The sequence below is a fragment of the Streptomyces incanus genome (assembly GCF_042656345.1).
In the GTDB taxonomy this organism is placed as follows: Bacteria; Actinomycetota; Actinomycetes; order Streptomycetales; family Streptomycetaceae; genus Streptomyces; species Streptomyces incanus.
This window is the reverse complement of sequence record NZ_JBHSPC010000095.1, coordinates 1-25,574: the sequence shown is the minus strand read 5'-3', so window position 1 is coordinate 25,574 and position 25,574 is coordinate 1. Positions and strand designations below refer to the sequence as shown.

Annotated in this window: 22 protein-coding genes; 11 read left to right on the top strand and 11 right to left on the bottom strand. The window is 72.5% G+C overall.

Going from position 1 to position 25,574, the window contains the following annotated elements:
- The 5 genes from cseC to ACFP2V_RS27670 form a co-directional block, all read right to left on the bottom strand.
- Positions 1-1,356 (bottom strand): two-component system sensor histidine kinase CseC (cseC, locus tag ACFP2V_RS27690; RefSeq protein ID WP_381217968.1); only part of this gene is annotated, 1,356 nt, incomplete at its 3' end.
- Between the two features lie 8 nt (positions 1,357-1,364).
- A complete protein-coding gene (gene cseB, locus ACFP2V_RS27685) occupies positions 1,365-2,063 on the bottom strand; it encodes a two-component system response regulator CseB (protein WP_381217966.1) in 699 nt (232 codons plus the stop codon).
- Between the two features lie 221 nt (positions 2,064-2,284).
- Entirely contained in the window at positions 2,285-2,968 is a 684-nt protein-coding gene (locus ACFP2V_RS27680) for a hypothetical protein (protein WP_381217964.1), read from the bottom strand.
- The gene (locus tag ACFP2V_RS27675) at positions 2,956-3,495 is read right to left on the bottom strand and encodes a SigE family RNA polymerase sigma factor (protein ID WP_381217962.1); all 540 of its coding nucleotides are present in this window, start codon (positions 3,493-3,495) and stop codon (positions 2,956-2,958) included. Before ACFP2V_RS27675 ends, ACFP2V_RS27680 begins: the two co-directional genes overlap by 13 nt.
- A gap of 385 nt (positions 3,496-3,880) precedes the next feature.
- Positions 3,881-4,816: an HhH-GPD family protein gene (locus ACFP2V_RS27670; protein ID WP_381217960.1), complete on the bottom strand. Its 936-nt coding sequence runs from the start codon at positions 4,814-4,816 to the stop codon at positions 3,881-3,883.
- Between the two features lie 340 nt (positions 4,817-5,156).
- On the opposite strand from ACFP2V_RS27670, the gene ACFP2V_RS27665 reads away from it, so the two are divergent.
- Complete coding sequence (locus ACFP2V_RS27665; RefSeq protein ID WP_381217958.1) at positions 5,157-6,011, top strand: hypothetical protein; 855 nt, start codon at positions 5,157-5,159, stop codon at positions 6,009-6,011.
- Between the two features lie 107 nt (positions 6,012-6,118).
- Here ACFP2V_RS27665 and disA read toward each other — a convergent pair whose 3' ends face one another.
- Both disA and radA read right to left on the bottom strand, forming a co-directional pair.
- A complete protein-coding gene (gene disA / locus ACFP2V_RS27660; protein WP_381217956.1) occupies positions 6,119-7,243 on the bottom strand; it encodes a DNA integrity scanning diadenylate cyclase DisA in 1,125 nt (374 codons plus the stop codon).
- 309 nt (positions 7,244-7,552) lie between these two features.
- Positions 7,553-8,962, bottom strand: coding sequence for a DNA repair protein RadA (gene radA / locus ACFP2V_RS27655; RefSeq protein WP_381217954.1), 1,410 nt, complete (start codon positions 8,960-8,962; stop codon positions 7,553-7,555).
- 196 nt (positions 8,963-9,158) lie between these two features.
- On the opposite strand from radA, the gene ACFP2V_RS27650 reads away from it, so the two are divergent.
- A complete protein-coding gene (locus tag ACFP2V_RS27650; protein WP_381217952.1) occupies positions 9,159-11,027 on the top strand; it encodes a BACON domain-containing protein in 1,869 nt (622 codons plus the stop codon).
- A 67-nt stretch (positions 11,028-11,094) separates the two neighbouring features.
- Here the strand turns inward: ACFP2V_RS27650 and ACFP2V_RS27645 are convergent, their stop codons facing one another.
- Positions 11,095-11,940, bottom strand: coding sequence for a DUF3109 family protein (locus ACFP2V_RS27645; protein WP_381217951.1), 846 nt, complete (start codon positions 11,938-11,940; stop codon positions 11,095-11,097).
- A gap of 95 nt (positions 11,941-12,035) precedes the next feature.
- On the opposite strand from ACFP2V_RS27645, the gene ACFP2V_RS27640 reads away from it, so the two are divergent.
- The 4 genes from ACFP2V_RS27640 to ilvD all read left to right on the top strand — a co-directional run bounded on the left by ACFP2V_RS27640 (position 12,036) and on the right by ilvD (position 16,852).
- On the top strand, positions 12,036-12,968 hold the full coding sequence (locus ACFP2V_RS27640; protein ID WP_381217949.1) for a Ppx/GppA family phosphatase: 933 nt from the start codon (positions 12,036-12,038) through the stop codon (positions 12,966-12,968).
- A gap of 292 nt (positions 12,969-13,260) precedes the next feature.
- On the top strand, positions 13,261-14,124 hold the full coding sequence (locus ACFP2V_RS27635; protein WP_381217947.1) for a sugar phosphate isomerase/epimerase family protein: 864 nt from the start codon (positions 13,261-13,263) through the stop codon (positions 14,122-14,124).
- Positions 14,121-14,828, top strand: coding sequence for a TetR/AcrR family transcriptional regulator (locus ACFP2V_RS27630; protein ID WP_381217945.1), 708 nt, complete (start codon positions 14,121-14,123; stop codon positions 14,826-14,828). The genes ACFP2V_RS27635 and ACFP2V_RS27630 overlap by 4 nt, the downstream gene beginning before the upstream one ends.
- Before the next feature lie 170 nt (positions 14,829-14,998).
- A complete protein-coding gene (gene ilvD, locus ACFP2V_RS27625; RefSeq protein ID WP_381217943.1) occupies positions 14,999-16,852 on the top strand; it encodes a dihydroxy-acid dehydratase in 1,854 nt (617 codons plus the stop codon).
- Between the two features lie 75 nt (positions 16,853-16,927).
- Here the strand turns inward: ilvD and ACFP2V_RS27620 are convergent, their stop codons facing one another.
- Entirely contained in the window at positions 16,928-19,219 is a 2,292-nt protein-coding gene (locus ACFP2V_RS27620; RefSeq protein WP_381217941.1) for a serine/threonine-protein kinase, read from the bottom strand.
- Between the two features lie 183 nt (positions 19,220-19,402).
- On the opposite strand from ACFP2V_RS27620, the gene ACFP2V_RS27615 reads away from it, so the two are divergent.
- From ACFP2V_RS27615 to proC, 5 genes are all read left to right on the top strand, one after another.
- Positions 19,403-19,717 carry an SH3 domain-containing protein gene (locus tag ACFP2V_RS27615; RefSeq protein ID WP_381217939.1) on the top strand — a complete coding sequence of 105 codons (315 nt, stop codon included), beginning with the start codon at positions 19,403-19,405 and terminating at the stop codon, positions 19,715-19,717.
- A gap of 93 nt (positions 19,718-19,810) precedes the next feature.
- Positions 19,811-20,326 carry an EamA/RhaT family transporter gene (locus tag ACFP2V_RS27610; RefSeq protein ID WP_381217937.1) on the top strand — a complete coding sequence of 172 codons (516 nt, stop codon included), beginning with the start codon at positions 19,811-19,813 and terminating at the stop codon, positions 20,324-20,326.
- A 366-nt stretch (positions 20,327-20,692) separates the two neighbouring features.
- The gene (locus ACFP2V_RS27605; RefSeq protein ID WP_381217935.1) at positions 20,693-21,541 is read left to right on the top strand and encodes an ABC transporter ATP-binding protein; all 849 of its coding nucleotides are present in this window, start codon (positions 20,693-20,695) and stop codon (positions 21,539-21,541) included.
- Positions 21,538-22,323 carry an ABC transporter permease gene (locus ACFP2V_RS27600; protein WP_381217933.1) on the top strand — a complete coding sequence of 262 codons (786 nt, stop codon included), beginning with the start codon at positions 21,538-21,540 and terminating at the stop codon, positions 22,321-22,323. The genes ACFP2V_RS27605 and ACFP2V_RS27600 overlap by 4 nt, the downstream gene beginning before the upstream one ends.
- Before the next feature lie 119 nt (positions 22,324-22,442).
- Positions 22,443-23,255, top strand: coding sequence for a pyrroline-5-carboxylate reductase (gene proC / locus ACFP2V_RS27595; protein ID WP_381217931.1), 813 nt, complete (start codon positions 22,443-22,445; stop codon positions 23,253-23,255).
- 56 nt (positions 23,256-23,311) lie between these two features.
- Here the strand turns inward: proC and ACFP2V_RS27590 are convergent, their stop codons facing one another.
- Positions 23,312-23,899 carry a cysteine hydrolase family protein gene (locus ACFP2V_RS27590; protein ID WP_381217929.1) on the bottom strand — a complete coding sequence of 196 codons (588 nt, stop codon included), beginning with the start codon at positions 23,897-23,899 and terminating at the stop codon, positions 23,312-23,314.
- A 110-nt stretch (positions 23,900-24,009) separates the two neighbouring features.
- Positions 24,010-25,026 (bottom strand): tryptophan--tRNA ligase, encoded by a 1,017-nt coding sequence (gene trpS, locus ACFP2V_RS27585; protein ID WP_381217927.1) that lies wholly within the window; start codon positions 25,024-25,026, stop codon positions 24,010-24,012.
- Between the last annotated feature and the right edge of the window lie 548 nt (positions 25,027-25,574).

The window sequence follows — 25,574 nt, the reverse complement described above, 5'->3', positions numbered from 1 at the left end:
GCCGGCCGGCCGTACGTTGCGGAAGGTCAGTCGCGCGCCCAGGACCCGGGCCTGCCCGGCCGCGATGGTCAGGCCCAGGCCGTGACCGCGACCGGCCCGGTCCGCGCTGCCGGTGCGGAAACGGCTCGGGCCCTCGGCGAGCAGGTCCGCGGGGAAGCCGGGGCCGTGGTCGCGGACCCGGACGACCCGCCCCTCGACGGAGACCTCGATGGGCGGCCTGCCGTGCCGGGCGGCGTTGGCCAGCAGGTTGAACAGCACGCGTTCCAGGCGCCGCGGATCGGTGGTGACCTCCGACTCGCGCAGCACGCGCACCGTGATGTCCGGGTCCTTCGCCGCGACCCGCCGGGTGACGAACTGGGCCAGCAGGATGTCCTGCAGCTCGGCCCGCTCGGAGGCACCGTCCAGCCGGGCCACCTCCAGGACGTCCTCGACCAGGGTGCGCATGGCCTTCGCACGGTCCAGCACCAGCTCGGTCGGCCGGCCCGGCGGCAGCAGTTCGGCGGCGGTCAGCAGGCCGGTGACCGGGGTGCGCAGTTCGTGCGCGATGTCGGCCGTGACCCGGCGTTCGGCTTCCAGCCGCTGGCGCAGCGCGTCCGCCATCGCGTCCACCGCGCTGGCCAGGTCGTCGGTCTCGTCCCGGACGACCCCGCCGATGGCCTCACGCACCCGGACCTCCGTCTCCCCCTTGGCGACCCGGTTGGCAGCGCTCGCCGCCTTGCGCAGCCGGCGGGACAGATGCCCGCCGATCAGCACCCCGAGCGCGCTGCCGCCCAGGACGACGGCGATGGAGCCGATCACCAGGGCCTGGTCGAGGTCCTTGAGGATGTTCGAGCTGCGGTCCGTGAAGCCCGAGTGCAGGGACATGACATGGCCGTTCTTCAGCGGTACGGCCGCCCAGATGTCCGGCGCCCCGCCCGGCCGGTTCGCCACGTAGGTCGCCCGCCGGCCCTCCTCCACCTTCGCCCGCAGCTCCGCCGGCAGTTCGGGGTCGTCGATCTTGGTGTTGGGGAAGTTCAGCCGCCCCGACAGCTCGTAGTTGCGCTGGGCGATCATGACGCGTTCGTCGGCGAGGTCGCGCGCGTTGTCCAGCATCGACACCCGGGCCGCGTTGTGCACGACCAGGCTCAGCGCGACCGCCACCAGCGCACCGACCAGGGCGATGGCGGCGCTGAGCTTCCATCTCAGCCCGGTGAGCAGGCCCGCCCGCTCGAGCCCCGCACCCACCAGCCGCCCGAACCCGCCCTGCGTGACGACGCCCGCCGGCGGCCCGAATCCCTCCGGGGCACCGGCGCTCGCCGGTCCCCCGGAACCCCCTCGTGTCCCCGCGCCCACCAGGCGCCCGAAGTACCGCCGCATGTCCGTGCTCAGGCCTTCAGTTTGTAGCCGAAGCCGCGGACCGTCTCGATGCGGTCCTGGCCGATCTTCCCGCGCAGTCGCTGCACATGGACGTCGACGACGCGGGTGTCGCCGCCCCACCCGTACTCCCACACGCGTTCGAGCAGCCGGTCGCGGGAGAGGACGGTGCCCGGCGCCGAGGAGAACTCCAGCAGCAGCCGCATCTCGGTCGGTGTCAGCGCCACCTGCGCCCCGGCCCGCCGCACCTCCATGCCCACGGTGTCGATCTCCAGTTCACCGAAGGCCAGCGGGCCGGCGGGAGCCCCGGCCTCCGCTTCCTCCCGGCCGCCGTTCGCCCGGTCGAAGCGGCGCAGGACCGCGCGGATACGGGCGACCAGGACGGCTCCGTCGAACGGCTTGGTCACGTAGTCGTCGGCGCCCGCTTCCAGGCCCAGGACCACGTCGATGGCGTCCGCGCGCGCCGACAGCATGATCACCGGCACCATCGACTCGTCGCGGATGCTCCGGCACAGGCTGACGCCGTCGAGGCCGGGCACCATGACGTCGAGGAGGGCGATGTCCGGCCGGTCGGCGCGGAACGCCTCCAGGCCCGACAGCCCGTCGGGCACCGCGGTGACCGCGAAGCCGTCCCGCTCCAGGGCGAGTTGGGTGGCCTCACGGATGACGTCGTCGTCCTCGACGAACAGGACGTGGGTCTGGTCTGTCATCCCGGTCTCTCAGCTCTCGGTTCTCAGTTCTCGTGCGCTCTCGGATCGGTGGGAGCGTTTCACCCCGCCCCCCGGACGGACGCGGGGACCGCGCGGAGGGTTCATCCCCTTCATCGGACCGCGCGGCCCGCCGGTTCACGCCACGCGCCACGAAACGTGGTCCGGGCCCCCGTTCAGGACCCCGGGCCCCAGGTTCCGGGCCCTGAACGGGGGCCCGGATGTCAGCTGTCGGGCATCGGGGCCGGCTCCGCGGCGGACACCTTGCCGTAGTCGTTGTGGGTGCGGAACTCCTCGGCGAACCGGCCCGCGGTCCAGCGGTAGGTGATCACGTTCTCGCCCGACGGGCTCGACACCGGGTCGCCCCGGTCGTACACCTGCATCGTCACCACCAGGTCCCCGCGGTCGATCTCCGCGTACACGGGGGGCTCCTCGGTCTTGAACACGTTCACGTACGCACCGCCTCGGTCGTGGTACACATACGAACCGACACCCACCGCGTCTCCGCAGGTCAGCACGTTGACGACGACGTCGTTCGCGCTCCCGCCGGTGAGGTTGCCGTAGCTCACGTCGACGGGGTACTCGTCGCCCACGCACGGCTTCAGCTCCCGCTTGACCGCCGCCGAGACCGTCGGGTCGCCCTTGATCAGCCGCACCGCGTCCACCCGGCCCCCGGCCGCGGCCGGGGACCCCGCCCATGAGCGCGAGGGCAGGGCGGAGGACGAGGAGGTGGGCAGAGGGCTCACCACCGAGTCCGCGTACGCGGGGCCCTCGTCGCGGGCGCCGGTGCCGCCCGTACCGCAGGCGGTGGCGAAAAGGGTGAGGGCGGCGAGCACGGACGTCGCCGTGGTCGCCGCCTGGGCGGTTCTCCGGACCCGCGTGGGCCCCGCGCCGGTCAGGCCGCGCAACGCTCCCGCTCCTCACGCTCCAGCGCGCGTGCGTCCAGCTCGCGGGCCTCCAGCTCCTCGCGGAGCCGGGCGAGGGCCCGGTGCAGCGTGCTCTTGACCGTTCCGGCCGACATACCGAGTGCGGCGGCCGTTTCCTCCGTGGACATCTGCTCCCAGTGTCGCAGCACCACCACACTGCGCTGCTTCGGGGCGAGCACCTTCAGTACGTCCATCAGGAGGGCACGGTCGGCGTGCTGCTCGGTGGCGTCGTCCACGCTGGCGTCCGGGAGCTGCTCGGTGGGCACCTCCTCCAGCTTGCGGGCACGCCACCACTCGGTCCGGGTGTTGATCATGACGCGGCGCAGGTAGGCGTCGGCCAGCCGCTTGTCGGCGATCCCGTCCCAGCGGCCGTACGTCCGGACCAGCGCGGTCTGCAGCAGGTCCTGCGCGTCGACGGGATCCGGCACCAGACGTCGGGCGCTGCGCAGCAGCGCGTCCTGCCGGGTGCGGACGTACTCCTCGAACCCGAGCACCTCGCCCTGCGCCATGGTGAACCGCCTTCCGCTCCCCGTACCGGACCGCCCGTGCGGTCCGGTCCCCCTGCTGTGATCCGTGGTGGCCGTGCCCCTGCGTGCTGCGCGCTGCGTGCTGCGCGCTGAGTGCGGGACACGGGAACGAAGGTACGGAGGCGTTGTCACGGCGCTGTGCGGAGCAGCCTGCGGCCTGCCCTCGGCTGGCCGTCGGTTGTGTAACGGAAGTAGGAACGAGGTAAAGCGGTAGGAGAATTGGGGGGCCTATGGGGTGGTGTGTGCCACACGGGCGGGTGCGCAGGTGTGACGCGCGGCCCGTACGCAGGTGAGCGGCCGTGCACCGGACCGGTGGCCGGGCCGGTGGCCGGGCCCGGTCGGTCAGGTCAGGCCAGGTCAGGTCAGGTCAGGTCAGTGGCAGCCGGTAGAGCCCGCCGGGCAGCGGTTCGACCAGACCGTCGGCGACCAGGCCGTCCAGCGCGCGGGCGCGCTGCACCGGTTCCTGCCACACCCGGTCCAGGGCCGCCTGCGGTACGGGACTGTGCGCTTCCCGGAGCACGGCCAGCAGGCGCCCGCGGACCTGACGGTCCGTGCCCGCGTACGCCTGTCCCCGGCGCGGCGGGCCCTCGTGCGCCGGCTTGTCCGCGAGCCGCCAGGCGCACTGCGCGGCGATCGGGCAGCGATGGCACGACTCGTTCTTCGCCGTGCACACCAGCGCCCCCAGCTCCATGGAGGCGGCGGCCCACCGCGCGGCGGTCGACTCGTCCTCGGGCAGCAGTGCGCGGGCGAGCCGGCGCTCGGCGGCCGTGGTGGCGTTCGGCGGGTACTGGACACCGGTCACCGCACGGGCGAACACCCGGCGCACGTTGGTGTCCAGCACGGCGTGCCGCTGCCCGTACGCGAACGACGCCACGGCGGCGGCCGTGTACTCGCCGATGCCGGGCAGCGCCAGCAGTTGCGCATGGTCGGCGGGTACGTCGCCCCCGTGCCGTTCCGTTATGGCGGCGGCGGCGCCGTGCAGCCGCAGCGCACGGCGCGGGTAGCCGAGCCGGCCCCAGGCGCGGACGGCCTCACCGGGCGCCTCGGCGGCGAGGTCGGCGGGGCGCGGCCAGCGGGCCAGCCACTGCTCGTAGACGGGCAGGACCCGGTTCACCGGGGTCTGCTGGAGCATGAACTCACTGACCATCACCCCCCACGCGCCGGCCTCCGGGCGTCGCCACGGCAGATCCCGGGCGTGCTCGTCGAACCAGTCGATGACAGGGGAGTGGAGCGGCGCTCCGGGAGCGTGCTCGGACGAGGGATCGGCGGTGCCGTCGGGCTGGGACTTCGTGAGAGCAGTCATGGCCTCTCGATCCTGCCACGACCACCGGCATGAACGGGGACACCGCCACCCCCGTCGTGCCGCAGTGGCGGTCGGAGCCGTGGCCAGAGCTGCAAGGGACACGATCGCGAACACGGGGGTGCCGGAGTGCGGAGCTCCCGGCGGCGAAGGCCGCCCCCGCGCTCCTCGGTCACGGACCGTAGGCGGAGTGCCCGTATGGTCACAGTCCGCGACCGTTGCGTGCCGTGCCTGACGGAGAGCGGGAACGGGCAGCCGTTTCCGGGATGATGATCCGGAAAAGTTGGGCTCTCGGCGGCGGGTGGGATCAGCGACGGCCCGGATCTCTCGTACAGTTTGCGCCGTGGGATCTCTGCGCAATCCGGTCGGGCCGCTTCCCTCCTCCATCTACTGGCGCAGGAGGGCCGTACTGCTGTCCCTGCTGGGCGTGTTGGCGTTGCCGGTCACCTGGGTCGTCGTCTCCGGCGGCGAGGGCGGCGGCGGGCACGACAACGGGGCCAACAGCAAGAATCCCGCGCCCTCCACCATCGCTCCGGGACCGTCGAGTTCAGGGCCGGCGATCAGTCAGGCGCCGGGCGGCCGTGACGAGTCCGGTGCCGAGGACCCGGGCGGCTCCTCGTCCGGCACCGGCACCGGTGCGGGGGACGACGGGGCGAACGGCGCCCCCGGTGACTCCGGCGGCAGCGGATCGAACGGCAACGGCGACGCCGGGGGCAGCGCGGGCGGCGGCTCGGAGAGCGGTACGGCGGCGGGGGTCGGCGCGGGTGACGCGCTGCCGGCCGGGTCCGGGCTCCCCAACTGCACCGCTACCGCCGTCAAGCTCAGCCTGCGCAGCGTCCGCAACTCCTACGAGCCCGACGAGACGCCCGCCTTCCGGCTGACCGCGCGGAACATCTCCGGAAGCGACTGCAAGGTCGATCTCGGTCCGCGGAGCGCGGTGCTGACGATCACTCAGGCGACCGCCGACGACGACACGTACTGGGCGTCGGACGACTGTCCCAAGGGCGCGGGGAGCCTGGTGTTCCGGGCGCCCGCGGGCGACAGCATCACGTACACCGTGAAGTGGGACCGGGGGCCGAGCGCCCCGCAGTGCGCGACGCCACCGGCCGGGTCGGCCAAGGCGGGCACGTACCTGGTCGAGGCGAAGGCGCCGGGGTTCGCGAAGGTGCAGACGTCCTTCGTGCTGAAGAGCGCCTGACACGCCACGCGCCCTGCGGGCACCGCGCCCCAGGCGCCATGCGTCCCACGCGCACCGCCCTGGACCGTACGAGTCCTGGACCGTACGAGTCCTGGGCGTACCGAGTCCTAGACGTACCGCTCCAGGATCGAGCTCTCCGCCAGCCGTGACAGGCCCTCCCGGACGCTGCGGGCGCGGGCCTCGCCGACGCCGTCCACCGTCTGGAGGTCGTCCACGCTGGCGGCCAGCAGCTTCTGCAGGCCGCCGAAGTGCTCCACCAGGCGGTCGATGATCGCGCCGGGCAGCCTCGGCACCTTGGCGAGCAGCCGGAAGCCGCGCGGGGACACGGCCGAGTCCAGTGTCTCGGGGGAGCCGGTGTAGCCCAGGGCCCGGGCCACGGTGGGCAAATCCAGCAGTTCCGCCTGGGGGAGGCCGTTCAGGTCGTGCAGGGCCTGGTCGACCGTGCGGGAACGCTTGGCGGTGGGCTCGGGCACGTAGTCCCGCACGACCAGCTCGCGCTCCGGCTCCACGCCCGCGATCAGCTCGTCCAGCTGAAGGGCGAGAAGACGGCCGTCGGTGCCCAGTTCGACCACGTATTCGGCGATTTCGGTGGCGATGCGGCGCACCATCTCCAGCCGCTGCGCGACCGCCGAGACGTCCCGCACCGTCACCAGGTCCTCGATCTCCAGCGCCGACAGCGTGCCGGCGACCTCGTCGAGGCGGAGCTTGTAGCGCTCCAGCGTCGCGAGAGCCTGGTTGGCGCGGGACAGGATCGCCGCCGAGTCCTCCAGGACGCGGCGGTGGCCGTCGACGTAGAGCGCGATCAGGCGCATCGACTGGGAGACCGAGACGACCGGGAAATTGACCTGCTTGGAGACCCGGTCGGCGGTGCGGTGCCGGGTGCCGGTCTCCTCGGTCGGGATCGTCGGGTCCGGCACCAGCTGAACGCCCGCGCGCAGGATCTTCGACAGGTCGGACGACAGGACTATGCCGCCGTCGAGCTTGCACAGCTCGCGCAGCCGGGTCGCGGTGAACTCGACGTCCAGGATGAACCCGCCGCTGCACAGCGTCTCGACGGTCTTGTCGGAACCGAGCACGATGAGACCGCCGGTGTTACCCCTCAGTACGCGCTCCAGGCCGTCACGAAGGGCGGTGCCGGGTGCCACGGCGCTCAGCGAGGCGCGCATCTTGCGATCGGAGCCGGTACTCCCGCCGGACTTTCCGGGAGCTGCTGCCCGGTCGTTGGCTGCCACTGCACTCCTCCGGTCGCGATGTCTGGGGCGCCCCCGTTCAGGGTGTCCCGTTCGAATCATGCCGGGCTCGCGGGGCCGGGTGCGTGCTCCTCCGAGCTCTTCGAGCCTGGAGGACCCCCAGCGGCGTGGTCGTCGGTCGCCAACGCCCCCAAGCTCTCGACGAGCTCGAGCAGGGGGGAACCCCCCACCGCGTTGACTCCCTCCTCCGCCTGCAGCTGCACGCACCCGGCCCCGCTCCCTGTCCGGCTGACCCAAACGGGAGATCCCCACGCACTCGGTTCGTACGGACGGGCGAGACCAGGGCAAAGTCTACCGGCGGTCCTCCTCGTCCCGTGGGGCGTCCCGGCGACGCGAGCGAGGAAGGACGCGCAGAGCGTCCCCTATGTCGGCGACTTCCAGAACCTTCATCCCTGACGGGATTTTTCCCGGATCGCCCGGCACGAGCGCGTGCGTGAAGCCCAGGCGGTGCGCTTCGGAAAGTCGGCGCTGCACCCCCGTCACCCGCCTGACCTCGCCCGCGAGACCGACCTCGCCGATCGCGACCAGGTTCTTGGGCAACGGGGTGTCGCTCGCCGCCGACGCCAGGGCGAGCGCGATCGCCAGGTCCGCCGCCGGTTCGGAGAGCTTCACTCCGCCGACCGTCGCCGAGTAGATGTCCCGCTTGCCCAAGGCGCTGATGCGGCCGCGCTGTTCCAGCACCGCGAGCATCATCGAGACGCGCGAGGTCTCCAGCCCGGACGTGGTGCGGCGGGGCGAGGGGATCTGCGAGTCGACGGTGAGCGCCTGAACCTCGGCGACCAGGGGGCGGCGGCCCTCCAGCGTCACCGTCAGACAGGTGCCCGGCACCGGCTCCGCGCGGCGGGTCAGGAACAGTCCGCTGGGGTCGGCCAGACCCGTGATGCCCTCGTCGTGCAGCTCGAAGCAGCCGACCTCGTCGGTGGTGCCGTAGCGGTTCTTCACGCCCCGGACCAGACGCAGCCGCGCGTGCCGGTCGCCCTCGAAGCTCAGGACGACGTCCACCAGGTGCTCCAGCAGGCGCGGACCCGCGATCGAGCCGTCCTTGGTGACATGGCCCACCAGCAGCGTGGCCATCCCGCGCTCCTTGGAGGCGCGGATCAGCGCGCCCGCCACCTCGCGCACCTGGGCCATGCCGCCCGGCGCGCCGTCGAGTTCCGGGGAGGCGATCGTCTGCACCGAGTCGAGGATCAGCAGGGACGGCTTCACCGCGTCCAGATGGCCGAGGACGGCGGACAGATCCGTCTCGGCGGCGAGGTACAGGTGGTCGTCGATGGCGTGGATCCGGTCGGCGCGCAGCCGGACCTGGCTCGCCGACTCCTCGCCCGTGACGTACAGAGTGCGGTGCTCGTCGCTCGCCGCCTTCGCCGCGACGTCCAGCAGGAGCGTGGACTTGCCGACGCCCGGCTCGCCCGCGACGAGCACCACCGCGCCGGGGACCAGCCCGCCGCCGAGCACCCGGTCCAGCTCGGGAACACCGGTGGAGCGGGCCGTGGCCTGACGGCCGTCGACCTGGCCGATGGGCACGGCGGAGGTGGTGACCCGCCCCGGCGCCGTCGTACGGACCGCGGGCACGCCGTACTCCTCGACCGTCCCCCAGGCATGGCACTCGGGGCAGCGGCCGAGCCACTTGGCCGTCTGCCAGCCGCACTCCGTGCAGCGGTAGGACGGTCGGTCCTTGGTGGTCTTGGTACGGGCAGCCATGGTCGAAACGGTAGCGCCCGGCACTGACAGTCGGGCGCACAGTGCCCGGTCGGCGGTCCCGGGGCCGGGCCGATTTCCCCGCCCCACCCGTGGAACGAAGGGTTCTCGTCCTCGATTGAGGGATCGTTTCACCCGTACGGATTAAAAGTGCGCAGGGCTCCGGGAGGGGCCGCCTCCGGCCGCCTACGGTCGCCGAATGATGAGCAGTGGCCCGGAGATTCCGACCCGCACGACCGGCGCACACCGGGCGCACCGGGAGGTGCGCGACCGCGGGGCCGCGCGCACACTGGCACACCGGCCGCCCACCTGCTACGAACCGTGTCTGGACGGCCTGTTCACCTACTGTCTGTCGGTGCTGTGCGACCACGACGTGGCGACCGCTGCCCTGGCCGACGTCCTCACACTCGCGGAGCGCCGCGGCCGGCACGTCCCGGACGCGTCCGGGGACCGCAGGGCCTGGCTGTACGCGCTGGCCCGCTGGGCCTGTCTGCGCAAGCTGGCCGAGGCCCGGCAGAAACGTCAGGTCACCCGCGCGGCGGGCCGGGCGGCCCGGCAGCGGGCGGCGCGGGCCGCCACTGCCCCGGCCGTCTCCGAGGAGGTGCGGGAGCAGCGCCGCAGCGAACTGGCCCTGCTCGCCTGGCCGGAGGCCGCGGGCACCACGCCGGAGCAGCGCGAGGCACTCGAACTCGCCGTCCGGCACCGCCTCGAAGCCCACGAGGTCGCCGCCGTGCTCGGCATGGAACCGGGCGCCGCCCGCGAGCTGCTCGCCTCCGCCGCCTGCGAGGTCGAGCGCACCCGCGCGGCGCTCGCCGTCGTCGAGACCGGTGCCTGCCGGGGAGTGGCGCATCTCACCGGCGACAGCCGACTCGTGCTCAGCAGCGCACTGCGCCGCGAACTCGTCCGGCACGTCGACGACTGTCCGCGCTGCCGTCCCACCGCCGGGCGCGCCATCCCCGGTCGCTGGCCCGGCACCGGCGTCGCCCCCGACGCCCTGCACGTCCTTCCGGCTCCCGAAGCGGCCCTGCGCACCGCCCTGGCGCACCACCCACGCGCGCGTGGCGGCGCGCCCCGCTTCGACCGGCGCGGTTTCCCGATGGACCCCAAGGACCGTGTCGCCCGTCGGGACCGGCTGCGCTCGCGTGCGGTCACGACGACCGTCGTCGCCACCGTCGTCGCCGCCCCCGTGCTCGCGCTGTACGCCGCCTACCGGGGCGTCCCCGCCGGCGAGGCCCGGGACGGCCGGTCGGCCTCCGCGCGGGAGGCCGACAAGCCCGTCGACCTCGACGCCGAGGGCCCGGGCGGCTACGAGAACACCGGCAACGCCGACACCCGGCCCGGGGGCCGCTTCGGCGAGGGCGGCGGGGACGGCAGGGCGGATGTGGCCGTGGAGGTCGTCGGGGTCACCGGCGCCGGCCACAAGGGCGCCGCCGTGCTGGGTGTCACCGCCGGACACAGCGGTGACACCACACTGATCACGCTCACCTCGCGAGGCCCCGCGCCGGTCCGCTGGTCCGCGTCGGCGGGGGCACCCTGGCTCTACCTGAGCCAGTCGTCGGGGACGCTCCGGCCAGGGCAGTCGCTGAGGATCAGGGTGTACGTCGACCAGCTGCGCGAGCCGTCCGGCCGCTGGAGCGCGCGGGTGGCGGTCTCACCCACCGGCGCCGTGGTGACCATCGACGGCCACGGCAATGCCCCCAGCCCGTCCTCCTCCGGCGCCCCCCTCCCCGGTCACTCCGGAGGCCCCGGTCGTCCCGACAGCCCGGGAACCGCGCACCCCGGCTCCCCGAACACCCCGCCCCCGAGCCCCGGTGACTCGGGCGGACCCCCGCCCTCGTCCCCCGCCCCGGACCCGACGCCCACGCCACCGTCCCCGTCGGAGCCCGCCCCGAGCGACCCGCCCCGGTCGCCCGACCCGGAGCCCACGGACTCGGCCCCCGGCGGCCCGGCCGCCCCTGGCCACCCGTCGTCCTCGACGTCACCGCCCGCCGAGGACGACGGCGGTGACATGGGTGGTGACATCGGCGGTGACATCGGCGGCGGCGACCTGATCCCGTCCGTTTCGTGACCGCCGTCACCGCCGTCACCGCCGTGACCCGAAACCGGTAGCCGTGTCCCGTGCATGGAGAGGTGGATCAGGCGGGATCCGCCGGATGCGGTGCCAGCAGCGGGAGCTGCGAGGCAAGCCGCTCCTCGCACAGCTCGGCCAGCCGATCGTAGCCGGGCTTGCCCATCAGCTCGGTCAGCTCCGCCCGGTAGGACACGTACACGGGGTCGCCCGCGCCGTGCGCCGAGGTCGCCGACGTGCACCACCAGTGCAGGTCGTGGCCGCCCGGACCCCAGCCCCGGCGGTCGTACTCACCGATCGACACCTGCAGCACGCGCGTGTCGTCGGGCCGGTCGATCCAGTCGTAGGTCCGTCGGATCGGCAGCTGCCAGCACACGTCCGGCTTGGTCTCCAGCGGCTCGCGGCCCTCCCGCACGGCGAGGATGTGCAGCGAGCAGCCCATGCCACCGGCGAAGCCCGGCCGGTTCTGGAAGATGCACGAGCCCTGGAAGGGGCGGGTCTGGCGGTCGCCGTCCTCGTCCTCGGAGACCCAGCCGCCCCGGGTGCCCTCGTCGTGGTGCTGCCAGATGTCCGGCGTCAGCCTCGCCACATGCTCCGCGACCCGCTTCTCGTCGTCCTCGTCCGAGAAATGCGCCCCCAGGGTGCAGCACCCGTCGTCCGCGCGGCCCGCCTGGATGCCCTGGCAACCGCTGCCGAAGATGCAGTTCCAGCGAGAGGTCAGCCATGTCAGATCGCAGCGGAACACCTGCTCCTCGTCCGCCGGATCGGGGAACTCCACCCACGCCCGAGCGAAGTCGAGGCCCTTCTCGTCGTTCGGCGGCACCCGCGACGAACCGTCGACCGGTTCGGCCCTCTTGGCCTGCTTGGTCATTTTGTCCGCCTTCTCGGCTTTCGCCTTTTTCGTCTTTGGCACCCGTCCAGGGTAAGTCGCCCAGATCGCTGTCCGATACCGGACCGAGTGCCCCGCAGCGGGCTTTTGGCCGCGTCACGCGCAGTAGCGTTCCGTACATGAGACTCGGTGTCCTCGACGTGGGTTCGAACACGGTGCATCTGCTGGTGGTGGACGCGCACCCCGGGGCGTGCCCGCTGCCCGCGCACTCGCACAAGGCGGAGCTGCGCCTCGCCCAGTTGCTGGACGCCGACGCCGCGATCAGTCCCGGCGGGACGGACCGGGTGATCCAGGTCGTCCACGAGGCGCTCCAGGCCGCCGAGGACAAGGGCGTCGAGGAACTGCTGCCGTTCGCGACCTCGGCGGTGCGCGACGCCCGCAACGTCGGCGAGGTCCTCGAGCGCGTGCGTGCGGAGACCGGGGTCGAACTCCAGGTCCTCACCGGCCCGGAGGAGGCCCGGCTGACCTTCCTCGCCGCCCGCCGCTGGTTCGGCTGGTCGGCGGGAAAGCTGCTGGTCATCGACATCGGCGGCGGCTCCCTGGAGATAGCCTTCGGCATCGACGAGGAGCCCGACGCCGTGGTGTCGCTGCCGCTGGGCACAGGCCGCCTCACCGGCACCCGGCTGCCCGGCGACCCGCCGGCGCCGGACGACGTGCGGGCGCTGCGCCGGCACGTCCGCGCGGAGATCGGCCGTACGGTGGGCGAGTTCAGCCGCCTCGGTCCGCCCGACCACGTGGTGGCCACCTCCAAGACCTTCAAGCAGCTCGCCCGCATCGCGGGCGCCGCCCGCTCCACCGAGGGCCCGTACGTCCCGCGCGAGCTGAAGTACCAGTCCCTGGAGGGATGGGTGTCGAGGCTGTCCGTGATGACCACCGCCGAGCGCGCCGCGCTGCCCGGCGTCTCCGATTCGCGCGCCGGCCAGCTGGTCGCCGGGGCGCTGGTCGCGGAGGCCGCGATGGACCTCTTCGGGGTGGAGTCCCTGGAGATCTGCCCCTGGGCGCTGCGCGAGGGCATCATCCTGCGCCGTCTGGACCACATGGGGCCCGCGTAGCCGCGCACCGCGCGAGACGACCACCCACCGCGCCACGCGACCGCCCACCGTGCCACGCGACCGCCCCCCGCGCGTGGCACGACCGCCCACCGCGCGGGGGAGCGACGAGCCGGGGCCATGCGGCCAGGGTCCGGTTAGCTCGATCACACGGCGGCCTTGGGACCGTGGCGCCGCCGGACGGACGAAGCGCCCCGTGTCCTGCGGTCATGCGCTCGCGGCCACGGCGAATGCCCCTGGCTGAAGCCCGTTGTCCGCGTCCCGCCCGTCGAACACACCCCGTACGCTGTTCCTCGTGGCAGATCCAGCGGTGCGCATCCCGGATGCGAAGGTCGCTCTGTCGACGGCCTCCGTCTATCCGGAGTCGACGGCGACGGCCTTCGAGATCGCCGCGCGCCTCGGGTACGACGGTATCGAGGTCATGGTGTGGACCGATCCGGTCAGCCAGGACATCGAGGCGCTGCGCCGTCTCAGCGACTACCACCGCATCCCCATCCTGGCCGTGCACGCCCCCTGCCTGCTCATCACGCAGCGGGTGTGGTCCACCGACCCCTGGACCAAGCTCCAGCGGGCCCGGACCGCCGCCGAGAAGCTCGGCGCCGCCACGGTCGTCGTGCATCCGCCGTTCCGCTGGCAGCGTCAGTACGCCCGTGGCTTCGTCGACGGAATCTGGCGGATGGCGGACGAGACGGATGTGCGGTTCGCCGTCGAGAACATGTACCCGTGGCGCTACCGCGACCGGGAGATGCTCGCCTACGCCCCGGACTGGGACGTCACCAAGGACGACTACCGCCACTTCACGATCGATCTCAGTCACGCCTCGACCGCTCGCACCGACGCCCTCGGGATGCTCGACCGCATGGGCGACCGCCTCGGTCACGTCCACCTCGCCGACGGCCGGGGCTCGGCCAAGGACGAGCATCTCGTGCCCGGCCGCGGCGACCAGCCCTGCGCCGAGGTGCTGGAGCGCCTGGCCCTCAACGGCTTCGACGGCCATGTCGTCATCGAGGTCAACACCCGCCGTGCCATGTCCGGCGCCGAGCGCGAGGCCGACCTGGCGGAGGCGCTGGCGTTCACCCGCCTGCACCTGGCGTCGGCGATGTCCGGGGCCCCCGGGTCCTCGACGGTGGCCTCGGCGCTGCGGGCGCCACGCCGATGACCGGCGGCACCGCGCCCGGCGGCCCGGACGCGGCTTCCGGCGGCCCGGACACGTCGGGCCCGGACACGTCCGCCGTCGCCCCGGATACGTCCCCCGGCCGCCACGGCACCGCCCCCCGGCGCCGTGGCCGGCCCCCGCGCGCGGAGTCGGCCGCCACCCGGGACCGCATCCTGGACGCCGCCCGCGAGGAGTTCTCCGAACGGGGGTACGACAAGACCTCCGTACGGGGCATCGCCAAGTCGGCCGGGGTGGACTCCGCACTCGTGCACCACTACTTCGGTACCAAGGAGCAGGTTTTCGAGGCGGCCGTCGAGGTCGCCTTCGCCCCGGTGCTCAAGGGCCGGGAAGCCGTCCTCGACGCTCCGTTGGAGGAGGTCGGCGAACGGATGACCCGGATGATCCTCGGCCTCTGGGAGAACCCGGTGACCCGGATCCCGCTGCTCGCGATCATCCGGTCCGCCGTGAACAACGAGACCGCCGCCGGTGTCTTCCGCCGCCTGGTCGCCGGCCAGCTGCTGCGGCGTATCGCGGGGCAGCTCGACCTGCCGGACGCCGAACTGCGCGCCGAGCTCGCCGCCGCCCAGCTGGTCGGGATCGCGATGATCCGGTACGTGATCAAGGTCGAACCGCTGGCCTCGGCGGACATCGAGCAGATCGTCAAGCGGGTGGCGCCGGTGGTACAGGGCCACCTCACCGGCCGCTGAAGCGCCGCGCCCCCGCACGTACCGCGGTCTCCGTACCCGACCCCGCACTGAGATACGTATCCCGCATCGCGGACACCCTGTCCCGCCCACTGGATGACGGGCGTACGCTCGACGACAGTCAGGAATCTCTGACCCCGCACCCCCGAGAAGGTCTGAAGGAGCGAGCGACGATGCCCGAGCTGAGGTCCCGCACAGTCACCCACGGCCGCAACATGGCGGGCGCGCGCGCCCTGATGCGAGCCTCCGGTGTACCGGGTGCGGACATCGGCCGCAAGCCCATCATCGCCGTCGCCAACAGCTTCACGGAGTTCGTCCCCGGCCACACCCACCTCGCGCCGGTCGGCCGGATCGTCAGCGAGGCGGTCGTCGCGGCCGGCGGCATCCCGCGCGAGTTCAACACGATCGCCGTCGACGACGGCATTGCGATGGGCCACGGCGGCATGCTGTACTCCCTGCCCTCCCGCGACCTGATCGCGGACAGCGTGGAGTACATGGTCGAGGCCCACTGCGCGGACGCCCTGATCTGCATCTCCAACTGCGACAAGATCACCCCGGGCATGCTCAACGCCGCCCTGCGGCTGAACATCCCGACGGTCTTCGTCTCCGGCGGTCCGATGGAGTCCGGTCGGGCGACGCTGGTCGACGGCACGGTCCGCACGCTGGACCTGGTCGACGCGATGGTCGACGCCGCCAACGACAAGATCTCCGACGCCGATGTCCTCCGCATCGAGGAGAACGCCTGTCCGACCTGCGGCTCCTGTTCCGGCATGTTCACCGCCAACTCGATGAACTGCCTCACCGAGGCCATCGGCCTGTCCCTCCCGGGCAACGGCTCGGTCCTCGCCACCCACACGGCCCGCAAGGCGCTCTACGAGAACGCCGCCCGCACGGTCATGGACATCACCCGCCGCTACTACGAGCAGGACGACGACACGGTCCTGCCCCGCAGTGTCGCCACCGTCGCCGCCTTCGAGAACGCGATGACGCTGGACATCGCCATGGGCGGCTCCACCAACACGATCCTGCACCTGCTGGCCGCCGCCCAGGAGGCGGAGGTCCCCTTCGGCCTGACCGAGATCGACGCCCTCTCGCGCCGCGTGCCCTGCCTGGCGAAGGTCGCGCCGAACGTCGCCAAGGACCGCACGTACTACATGGAGGACGTGCACCGCGCGGGTGGCATCCCCGCCCTGCTCGGCGAACTGCACCGCGCGGGCCTGCTGAACGAGGACGTGAACTCCGTCCACAGCCCGACCCTGGCCGACTGGCTCAAGACCTGGGACATCCGCGGCGGCTCCCCGTCCCCGGAGGCCGTGGAGATGTGGCACGCGGCCCCCGGCTGCGTGCGCTCCGCCGAGGCCTTCTCCCAGTCCGAGCGCTGGGACACCCTCGACGAGGACGCCGAGGGCGGCTGCATCCGCTCCGCCGAGCACGCCTACTCCAAGGACGGCGGCCTGGCGGTGCTGCGCGGCAACCTCGCCGTGGACGGCTGCGTCGTCAAGACGGCCGGTGTCGACGAGTCGATCTGGACCTTCGAGGGCCCGGCGGTCGTCTGCGAGTCGCAGGAGGAGGCCGTCGAGAAGATCCTCACCAAGCAGGTCAAGGAGGGCGACGTCGTCGTCATCCGCTACGAGGGCCCCAAGGGCGGCCCCGGCATGCAGGAGATGCTCTACCCGACGTCGTACCTGAAGAGCCGCGGCCTCGGAAAGGCCTGCGCCCTGATCACCGACGGCCGCTTCTCCGGCGGCACGTCCGGCCTCTCCATCGGCCACGCCTCCCCGGAGGCGGCCTCGGGCGGCACCATCGCCCTCGTCGAGGACGGCGACCGCGTCCGCATCGACATCCCGAACCGCTCGGTCGAGCTACTGGTCGACGAGGCCGAGCTGGCCCGCCGTGAGCAGGCGCTGGACGGTGCGTACGCCCCGAAGAACCGTGAGCGCAAGGTCTCGGCGGCGCTGAAGGCGTACGCGGCGATGGCCACGAGCGCCGACAAGGGCGCGGTGCGGGACGTGTCGAAGCTGGGCTGAACCGCCCGATGCCCACGGGGCCACCAGGACCCACGGATCCAAAGGGTTCCGTGGGTCCAAAGGGTTCCGTGGGTCCTACCAGTCGGCCGGGTCGTGGCCGTCCACGGCGAAGACCGTGCCGTCGGGGGCGGTGGCGTAGACATGGCCGTCGGCGATCACTGGTTCCGGCAGGGTGGCGACCACGCGGTCGGGGGTGTCACCCATCCGGGGCGCCGTCTGCCCGGCCAGCCGTCCCTCACGCGCGTCCACGGCGAGCAGCCGGCCGTCCGGAGCCGTGAAGTAGACGTGCCGCTCGTCCGCGACCGGCGTGGACCCGCGGGCGACACCGGTCTCCAGGCTCCACCGCTGCCGCAGCGCGGCCATGTCGACGGCCACCAGCCTGCCACCGGTCCCCGTCAGATGGGCGACGTCCCCGTGCACGGTGCCCTGCGCCTGGGCCAGCGGTACGGACAGCGCCACCCGGCGCGTCTCCCCGCTGTCCGGTGTGTAGCGGACCAGGGCCTGTGTGTCGCCGAGGACCGGGTCGGCGGAGGTGAGGACGACCGCCTCGCCCATGCTGCCGACCGGCGTCAGCATCCCCTCCAGCCGGGCGTCCCACCGCACCGCGCCGGACCGCGGATCGACCGCCGTCACCCGCGTGCTGGAACCGTCGCCCGACGTGCTCGCCACGTAGGCCAGCGGATCCCCCGCGAACGTGCGGAAGTACGGGGCGTCGTGCCCCGGCACCCGTCCGGTCCACAACGCGTCGCCCGAGGCGCTGTCCACGCCGGTGACCGTGCCGTCGGCGCCGGTGAGCAGCAACACGTCCCCGGCACCGGTCAGGCCGTTGTACTCGGCGGTCCGCTGCCGCCATCGCGGCTTCCCCGAAGTCGGGTCGAGGGCCTCCAGGTCGCCGGCCGGCTCCGGCGCGGGCTGCACGAGTCCGCCCGACACGACCGGCGGCCCGCTCGCCGCCGTCCCCGCGGCGGTGTGCCGCCACAGCAGGCCGCCGTCATCGGGGTCGAGGGCGAACACCGACTCCGCTTGGGCGCACACCAGCAGATCGGCCCCGTACGAGCACTGCGGGCTGCCCGGCTTGCCCGACGGCGCCGCCTCCCACGCCCGGAACGCGTCCGGCGTGGTCCGGGTGCCGGCGGTGGCCTGCCGCGCCGGGGGCCCGTCGCCGAGCAACTGGACGGAGAAGAGCGTGCCGAACACGGCGAGGGCGAGCGCCCCGCCCCCGAGCAGTGTCCGCTTGCTGAGGGGCGGCCGCGGGGAACGCCGAGCCGCCGTCGGGCCGGCGAGGTGCCCGGGTTCGGGGGCGGCTCCGGCGGCGAGTTCGGCCTTGGGCCCGGCTCCGGGCCGGCTCGTGGGATCGGCGCCGGCCCCGCCCTCCGCTTCGGGCATCCCCTGAGGGCCGGGTACGGCGCCCGCCGAGGCAGCTCCCGCTCCCGCCCCCGGGTCAGCTCCCGTCTTCGCCTCCGCTCCCGCCTCCGCTCCCGGCTCCGTCCGCTGTGCCGGTATGAAGGCCTGGGACAGGAATGCCTGGGTGTCGTACGAGGCCGCGACGGACCGCAGTTCCCGCATCAGCTCGTCGGGGGAGGGCCGGTCCTCGGGTTCCTTGGCCAGGCAGCGCAGCACCAGCGGGGCGAGCCCGTCCGGTACGTCGGTCAGGTCGGGCTCGTCGTGCACCACCTGGTAGGCGACGACGTACGGGCTGTCGGAGTCGAACGGCCCGCGCCCGGTGGCGGCGTGCACCAGGAGCGAGCCGAGCGCGAAGATGTCGGCGGAAGGCCCCACTTCACGGGGACGCCGGAACTGCTCGGGTGCCATGAAGGGCGGGGTGCCGATCAACTTGCCGGTCTCGGTCCGCAGTTCGCTGTCCTTTGGCCGGGAGATGCCGAAATCGATGACCTTCGGCCCGTCCTCGGCGAGCAGTACGTTGCTGGGTTTCAGGTCGCGGTGCACAACCCCGACCCGGTGGATGTCCCGCAGCCCCTCCGCCAGTCCGGCCATCAGCCTGCGCAACTGGGGTGCGGGCATGGGCCCGTTCCGCTTCACATGTTGGGCGAGCGTCGGGCCGGGGATGAACAGCGTGGCCATCCAGGGGCGTTCGGCCTCCGGGTCGGCGTCGACGACCGGTGCGGTGAAGGCGCCGCTCACCCGTCGCGCCGCCGCGACCTCCTGCCGGAAACGCCCCCTGAACTCGCGGTCCCGTGCGAGCTCGGCGTGCACGACCTTCACCGCGAGCTTCAGCCCGGACGTACTCCGGGCCAGATGCACCACGCCCATTCCGCCGGAGCCGAGGCATGACTCCAGACGGTAGTGACCGGCGTACTCAGGAAGTTCCGCTTCCGCCCCGGCTCCGGCGTTCCACTGTGGCGCCATGGGACCACCCCCGTGCTGTTCGTCCGCGTGCGCGCCGCACAGACCCTAGTCGATGAGATGTACGGGACCGAGGAGGCATGCTGGTACCGGTGTTTAAACAACGTACATGTGTGCGTGGCGGGATTGCGGGGTATGAACGGGGCCCCATGACAGACATGGGGTGCACAACGGGGGAGGTTTTCCATGGCAGTTGACCAGCTCGGAGAAGCAGAGGGCGTCGGCGCGGCGGAGTCGGCCGTCACGGCGGCCGTGCGGTACTACCCGGTCGCGCCGGGCTACCGGCTCAACGTCCGCAGCGGCCCGGGCACGAACTACGCCGTCGTCCGCACCCTGCCCGTGGGCGCGCAGGTGCCGATCTTCTGCCAGCGTCCGGGCACGACCGTCACCGGCCCGTACGGCACGTCGAACATCTGGTGCAACATCGACAGCGGCGAGTACGTCTCGGACACCTACGTGAAGACCGGCAGCGACGGCTACGTGGCCCCGCGCTGCGGCTGATCCCGCCCGATCCCAGGTGATCCCGCCCGGGACCGGGTGATCGCGGCCGATCCCGCTCGGAGCCCGTGGGGGCGCCGGAGCCATAATCGAAGCGTGAGCGCAGAGAACGGCACCCCGGACGACCACCCCGCGGGCTCCCCGGGAACCCCCGTCGGCCCCCGCCCCGAGCCCATCCGCTTCTTCGGCACGACCTGGGTCGACCACGACAGCGGCTACGCGGCCCGCCGCGTCGGCGTCGCCGTGGGCGCGCTCGCCACCGCGGCCGCCGCCTGTCTCGTTCTGCGCGTCGCCTACCAGGGCCTCCAGATCGCCGAGGCCGGCGGTTTCGTCACGCTCCTGGTGGTCGTGATGTTCGCGGTCTGCAGCGCCCTCGCGTTCGGGCACACCTGGGAGGCGTTCAAGCGCCGCCCCGACCCCGACCGCCAACGGTCTCTCCGCGGCCTGCTCGCCGTCGGCTTCGTCGGCTCCCTTCTCGCCTACTTCTTCCGCTCCCTCGCCGAGGCTCCCGGCGAGGAGCTCCACCGCGAGGAGTACGAAACGGCCCGCACCCAGTACGCGAAGCGGACGTCCCGCCGCTCCGGCAACCCCAAGAAGCGCCGCCGCTCTTAACCGCCGCACGGGAACCGCCGGCCCGCACTGAACGGTTCCCTCCCTCTGCCACCGGGGGCTTCCCCGCGTCCGACGCGCCGGCCTGCCGTCCGCCTTGCGCTGTCGCCCCGCGCGCTTCTTCACCCCCGTGCCGACGCCCTTCGCAGGCCGCGGCCCCGCGCACCGCACCGCGCCGTGCCTCTGCCTCAGGTGCCTCAAGCCTCACGCTTTCCGCCGCCCACCGCCTGTCGCTGCGCCGCGTCCCCCTTCGGCATGCCCGCTCGCCCCGCACGGTCGTCCTCCGCCCCGCACGGCCGACCCCTGCCCCGGCGCGAACCGTCCCGCCACCGCTTGACGTGTCCCGCCCCCGCGAGGATTATTCATCACATGATGAATTACTCCTCCGGCACTCCGCGCCCGGACACCGGCGAGGGAGAAACCCCCGCCGTCCGCGCCCAGGACCTCACCGCCGTCCGAGGTCCCCGCACCGTCCTGCGCGGCCTGGACTTCACCGTCCCGCGCGGGCAGGTCACCGGCCTCCTCGGCCCCTCCGGCTGCGGCAAGTCGACCCTGATGCGGGCCATCGTCGGCACCCAGGCCAAGGTCACCGGCACGCTGGACGTGCTCGGCCTCCCCGCGGGCCACCCCGCCCTGCGCACCCGCATCGGCTACGTCACCCAGGCCCCCTCGGTCTACGACGACCTGACGGTCCGGCAGAACCTCGACTACTTCGCCTCGGTCCTCGACCCCGGCCTCCCCCACGCCCGAATTCGCTCGCGCGGCGGGACCCCCGTCGCCGCCGACCGCCGCCGGGACAACGTCACCCGGGCCATCGCCGACGTCGACCTCACCACCTACGCCGACGCCCTCGCCGGCACCCTCTCCGGCGGCCAGCGCAGCCGCGTCTCCCTCGCCGTCGCCCTCCTCGGCACCCCCGAGCTGCTGGTCCTCGACGAGCCCACGGTCGGCCTCGACCCCGTCCTGCGCCGCGACCTCTGGCAGCTCTTCCACGCCATCGCCGCCGAGCGGGGCGCCGGCCTGCTGATCTCCTCCCACGTCATGGACGAGGCCGAGCGCTGTCACCGCCTCCTGCTCATGCGCGAGGGCGAGATCCTCGCCGACGACACCCCCGACGCCCTCCGCACCAGCACCGGATCCGACACCGTCGAGGCGGCCTTCCTGCACCTGGTGGACGCGGCCGTCGCGGCAGGCCGCACGAAGGAGACCTCGCGATGAGCACCCCCCGTACGACGACCCGGCCCTCCGTCCCCCCGAGCGCCCTGAACGCCTCGCGCACCCTCGCCACCGCGGCCCGGGTCCTGCGTCAACTGCGCCACGACCCGCGCACGATCGCGCTGATGCTGCTCGTCCCCTGCCTGATGCTGCTCCTGCTCCGCTACGTCTTCGACGGCAGCCCGCGCACCTTCGACAACATCGGCGCCTCGCTCCTCGGGATCTTCCCGCTGATCACGATGTTCCTGGTCACCTCGATCGCCACCCTGCGCGAGCGCACCTCCGGCACCCTCGAACGCCTCCTCGCCATGCCGCTCGGCAAGGGCGACCTGATCGCCGGCTACGCCCTCGCCTTCGGCGCGATCGCGATCGTCCAGTCCGCCCTGGCCACCGCACTGGCGGTCTGGTTCCTGGGACTCGACGTCGTCGGCAGCCCGTGGCTGCTGCTCCTGGTGGCCCTGCTCGACGCCCTCCTCGGCACAGCGCTCGGCCTCTTCGTCTCGGCCTTCGCCGCCTCGGAATTCCAAGCGGTCCAGTTCATGCCAGCCGTGATCTTCCCCCAGCTCCTCCTGTGTGGACTCTTCACCGCACGCGAGAACATGCACCCCGTCCTGGAGGCCATCTCCGACGTCCTCCCCATGTCCTACGCCGTCGACGGCATGAACGAGGTCCTCAGGCACACGGACATGACCGCCACCTTCGTACGCGACATCCTGATCGTCGCCGGCTGCGCCCTGCTGGTGCTCGCCCTCGGCGCGGCGACCCTGCGCCGCAGGACGGCCTGACGCGCCCCCGGCGCCGGCGTCCGCCACCGTCCGCCCACCGGACACCAGCCCGCCCCCACGCCCCCCGAATGCGAGGATGAACCAGGACGACGCGCCCACTTTGGAGGTCATCCCCCGTCATGGCTCAGAAAGTCGCAGTCCTCGGCACCGGCAAGATCGGTGAAGCCCTGCTCAGCGGAATGATCCGCGGCGGCTGGGCCCCCGCCGACCTCCTGGTCACCGCCCGCCGCCAGGAGCGGGCCGACGAACTCCGCGCTCGCCACGGAGTCACCCCGGTCTCGAACCTCGAAGCCGCCAAGACCGCCGACATCCTGATCCTCACGGTCAAACCGCAGGACATGGGCGCCCTCCTCGACGAGCTGGCCCCGCACATCCCCGCCGACCGCCTGGTCATCAGCGGCGCCGCCGGTATCCCCACCTCCTTCTACGAGGACCGCCTCGCCGCCGGCACCCCGGTCGTCCGCGTCATGACGAACACCCCCGCCCTGGTCGACGAGGCCATGTCGGTCATCTCCGCCGGCAGCCACGCCACCCCGGAACACCTCGCCCACACCGAGGAGATCTTCGGCGCCGTCGGCAAGACGCTCCGCGTCCCGGAGTCGCAGCAGGACGCCTGCACCGCCCTGTCCGGCTCCGGCCCGGCGTACTTCTACTACCTGGTCGAAGCCATGACCGACGCCGGCATCCTGCTCGGCCTGCCCCGCGACAAGGCCCACGACCTGATCGTCCAGTCCGCGATCGGCGCCGCGACCATGCTCCGCGACAGCGGCGAGCATCCCGTACGGCTCCGCGAGAACGTCACCTCCCCCGCCGGCACCACCATCAACGCCATCCGCGAACTCGAGAACCACGGCGTACGGGCCGCCCTCATCGCCGCCCTCGAAGCCGCCCGCGACCGCAGCCGCGAACTGGCCTCCGGCACCAAGGACTGAGGACAGGCCCCCGCCCGGGGCGCCCCGCCCGGGGCGCCCCCGCCCGTCTCCGCCTCTCACTCGGCTCCGGCGAGCACATCCTTGGACATCACCACACGCGCGAACCCGCCTCCGTGCAACGTCACCGCCGACGCCTGCGCCACCTCGTCCGCGCTGAGCCGCCAGCCGAACGGCCCCTCCACGTCGAAGGTGTACGTCGCGTCGAACACGACCACCACGTCGTACCCGAGGTTCCCGCCCACCCGGGCCGTCGTCTCCACACACATGTTGGTCTGGATCCCGACCAGCACCACCTGGGAGATCCCCGCGTCCTTCAGCCAGGCGCCGAGATCCGGGGTGCCGTGGAACGCCGAGTTCACGCTCTTCGTCACTAGCAGCTCGGCGCCCTCGCCTCCCTTCCCGCGCCGCTGCTCCACGTACGTCTTGAACCCGTTGCCCGGCTGCCCCGGACGCAGGGGCGACGCCGGCTCGACCGAGTCGTGCCGCACGAACACCACCGGCCGCCCCGACGCCTGCCACACATCGATCAGCCCGGCGATGTTCTCGTCCGCCCCGGGATGGTTCCGCCGCCCCCAGAACCCGAGGTCCTCGAAACCCTGCTGCACGTCGACGACCACCAGGGCCGCGTTCTCCGCGATGTCCATGACCCCGATCGTGCCGCCCCCGCACCCCACCTCCCAGAGGTACGGAGGCCAACGACCGACGACTTACTGCCAAGCGAGCCGGCCGACCGGCACGGACACCGAGACCGGCGCTACCTCCCGGCCCCGCCCCCGGACGCCGGGAGCAGGCCGATGGCCCGATAGGCGGCATCCACGACCGGCCGTGCCATAGCGCGAGCCCTTTCCGTTCCGTCCCGCAACACCCCCTCCACATAGCCGGGATCCGCGCACAGCTCCTTGTGCCTTTCCCGCAATGGCCTCAGCACCTCGACCACAGCCTCCGCGGTGTCCTTCTTCAAAGTCCCGTACGACTCGTACGCATCGCCCAGCGTCTTTGGGTCCCCACCCGAGCACGCCGCGAGAATCTCCAGCAGATTCGCCACCCCGGGCCGCTCCTCCCTGTCGTACACGACGTCGCGTCCACTGTCGGTCACCGCCCGCATGACCTTCTTCCGCACCACGTCCGGCTCGTCCAGCAGATAGACGATCCCCGGCCCGACGTCGTCGCTCTTCCCCATCTTCGACAGGGGGTCCTGCAGATTCATCACCCGCGCAGCCACGGCCGGGTGCGTGGCCCGAGGCACCACGAAGGTGTGCCCGTACCGCTGGTTGAACCGCACGGCCAGATCCCGTGTGAGTTCCACGTGCGGCGCCTGGTCGTCCCCCACCGGCACCTCGTCCGTCCCGTACGCCAGGATGTCCGCCGCCATCAGCACGGGATACGTCAGCAGCGACAGCCGCACACTCCCGCCCCGCCGCCGCTCCCGCGCGGCCTTCTCCTTGTACTGGATCATCCGCCGCATCTCGCCGTCGGTCGCCACGCACTCCAGCACGTACGACAGGCGGGCGTGTTCGTCCACGTGACTCTGCACGAACACGGTGCACAGCTCCGGATCCACCCCGGCGGCCAGCAACAGCGTCGCCGCCTGCCGGCTCAGTCTGCGTACCCGTGCGGGATCGTGGTCCACGGTCAGCGCGTGCAGATCGACGACGCAGAACAACGCGTCCGCCCGGTGCTGGTCGACCGCCGCCCACCGCCGCATGGCCCCCAGGTAGTTCCCCAGCGTCAGATGCCCGGTCGGTTTGATCCCACTGAAGACCCGTGTCATCGCTTCCTGTCTCCGTCTCCTGGTTGTGACCGCCACCCCGGCCGGCCGCCCCCGGAGTCCTGAGGGCCGAGGCCCTGGAGGGAGAAACGAAAACGGCCACCGAAGCGGCGGCCGTTGAGCACATACGTACGGACGGCCGCTGTCAGGCGGCCCGCCAGAGCTGGCTGTACGTACGCGTAGTCGTCATGCGGGTCAGGCTACGCCTTGAAGAGGGGGACCGGCCGGCGATGACGGCAGCGAGTTGACACGCCCTGGCGTCATCCGTACTGTTCTCCGAGTTGTCCGACGTGAGTACCGACTCCGGTCGGCCCCGGACAGCCATTCCGTACGTACCGCACCAACCCGACGGCAGTCGTCTGTCTGCTGTCATGGCATTGGCGCGCGTATTCGCGAAATGAGGAATCCGCGTTCGAAAGGGCGCAGGCCCCCGATTAGCTCGGGAGCAGGGAATCCGCTAGAGTCTCACTCGTCGGAACGGCCCAACGGCCGGAAAGACAAACCCCGCTGACCGGGGGTCAGATCGAAGAAAAAGATCTGATAGAGTCGGA

Excerpts from the sequence above, each read along its gene's own strand:
- cseB (WP_381217966.1), bottom strand. The coding sequence starts at position 2,063 with ATGACAGACCAGACCCACGTCCTGTTCGTCGAGGACGACGACGTCATC.
- ACFP2V_RS27670 (WP_381217960.1), bottom strand. The coding sequence starts at position 4,816 with ATGACTGCTCTCACGAAGTCCCAGCCCGACGGCACCGCCGATCCCTCG.
- ACFP2V_RS27675 (WP_381217962.1), bottom strand. The coding sequence starts at position 3,495 with ATGGCGCAGGGCGAGGTGCTCGGGTTCGAGGAGTACGTCCGCACCCGG.
- ACFP2V_RS27620 (WP_381217941.1), bottom strand. The coding sequence starts at position 19,219 with ATGGCGCCACAGTGGAACGCCGGAGCCGGGGCGGAAGCGGAACTTCCT.
- ACFP2V_RS27590 (WP_381217929.1), bottom strand. The coding sequence starts at position 23,899 with ATGGACATCGCGGAGAACGCGGCCCTGGTGGTCGTCGACGTGCAGCAG.
- ACFP2V_RS27615 (WP_381217939.1), top strand. The coding sequence starts at position 19,403 with ATGGCAGTTGACCAGCTCGGAGAAGCAGAGGGCGTCGGCGCGGCGGAG.
- ACFP2V_RS27650 (WP_381217952.1), top strand. The coding sequence starts at position 9,159 with ATGATGAGCAGTGGCCCGGAGATTCCGACCCGCACGACCGGCGCACAC.
- proC (WP_381217931.1), top strand. The coding sequence starts at position 22,443 with ATGGCTCAGAAAGTCGCAGTCCTCGGCACCGGCAAGATCGGTGAAGCC.
- ACFP2V_RS27600 (WP_381217933.1), top strand. The coding sequence starts at position 21,538 with ATGAGCACCCCCCGTACGACGACCCGGCCCTCCGTCCCCCCGAGCGCC.
- radA (WP_381217954.1), bottom strand. The coding sequence starts at position 8,962 with ATGGCTGCCCGTACCAAGACCACCAAGGACCGACCGTCCTACCGCTGC.
- ACFP2V_RS27605 (WP_381217935.1), top strand. The coding sequence starts at position 20,693 with ATGATGAATTACTCCTCCGGCACTCCGCGCCCGGACACCGGCGAGGGA.
- ilvD (WP_381217943.1), top strand. The coding sequence starts at position 14,999 with ATGCCCGAGCTGAGGTCCCGCACAGTCACCCACGGCCGCAACATGGCG.
- ACFP2V_RS27630 (WP_381217945.1), top strand. The coding sequence starts at position 14,121 with ATGACCGGCGGCACCGCGCCCGGCGGCCCGGACGCGGCTTCCGGCGGC.
- ACFP2V_RS27640 (WP_381217949.1), top strand. The coding sequence starts at position 12,036 with ATGAGACTCGGTGTCCTCGACGTGGGTTCGAACACGGTGCATCTGCTG.
- trpS (WP_381217927.1), bottom strand. The coding sequence starts at position 25,026 with ATGACACGGGTCTTCAGTGGGATCAAACCGACCGGGCATCTGACGCTG.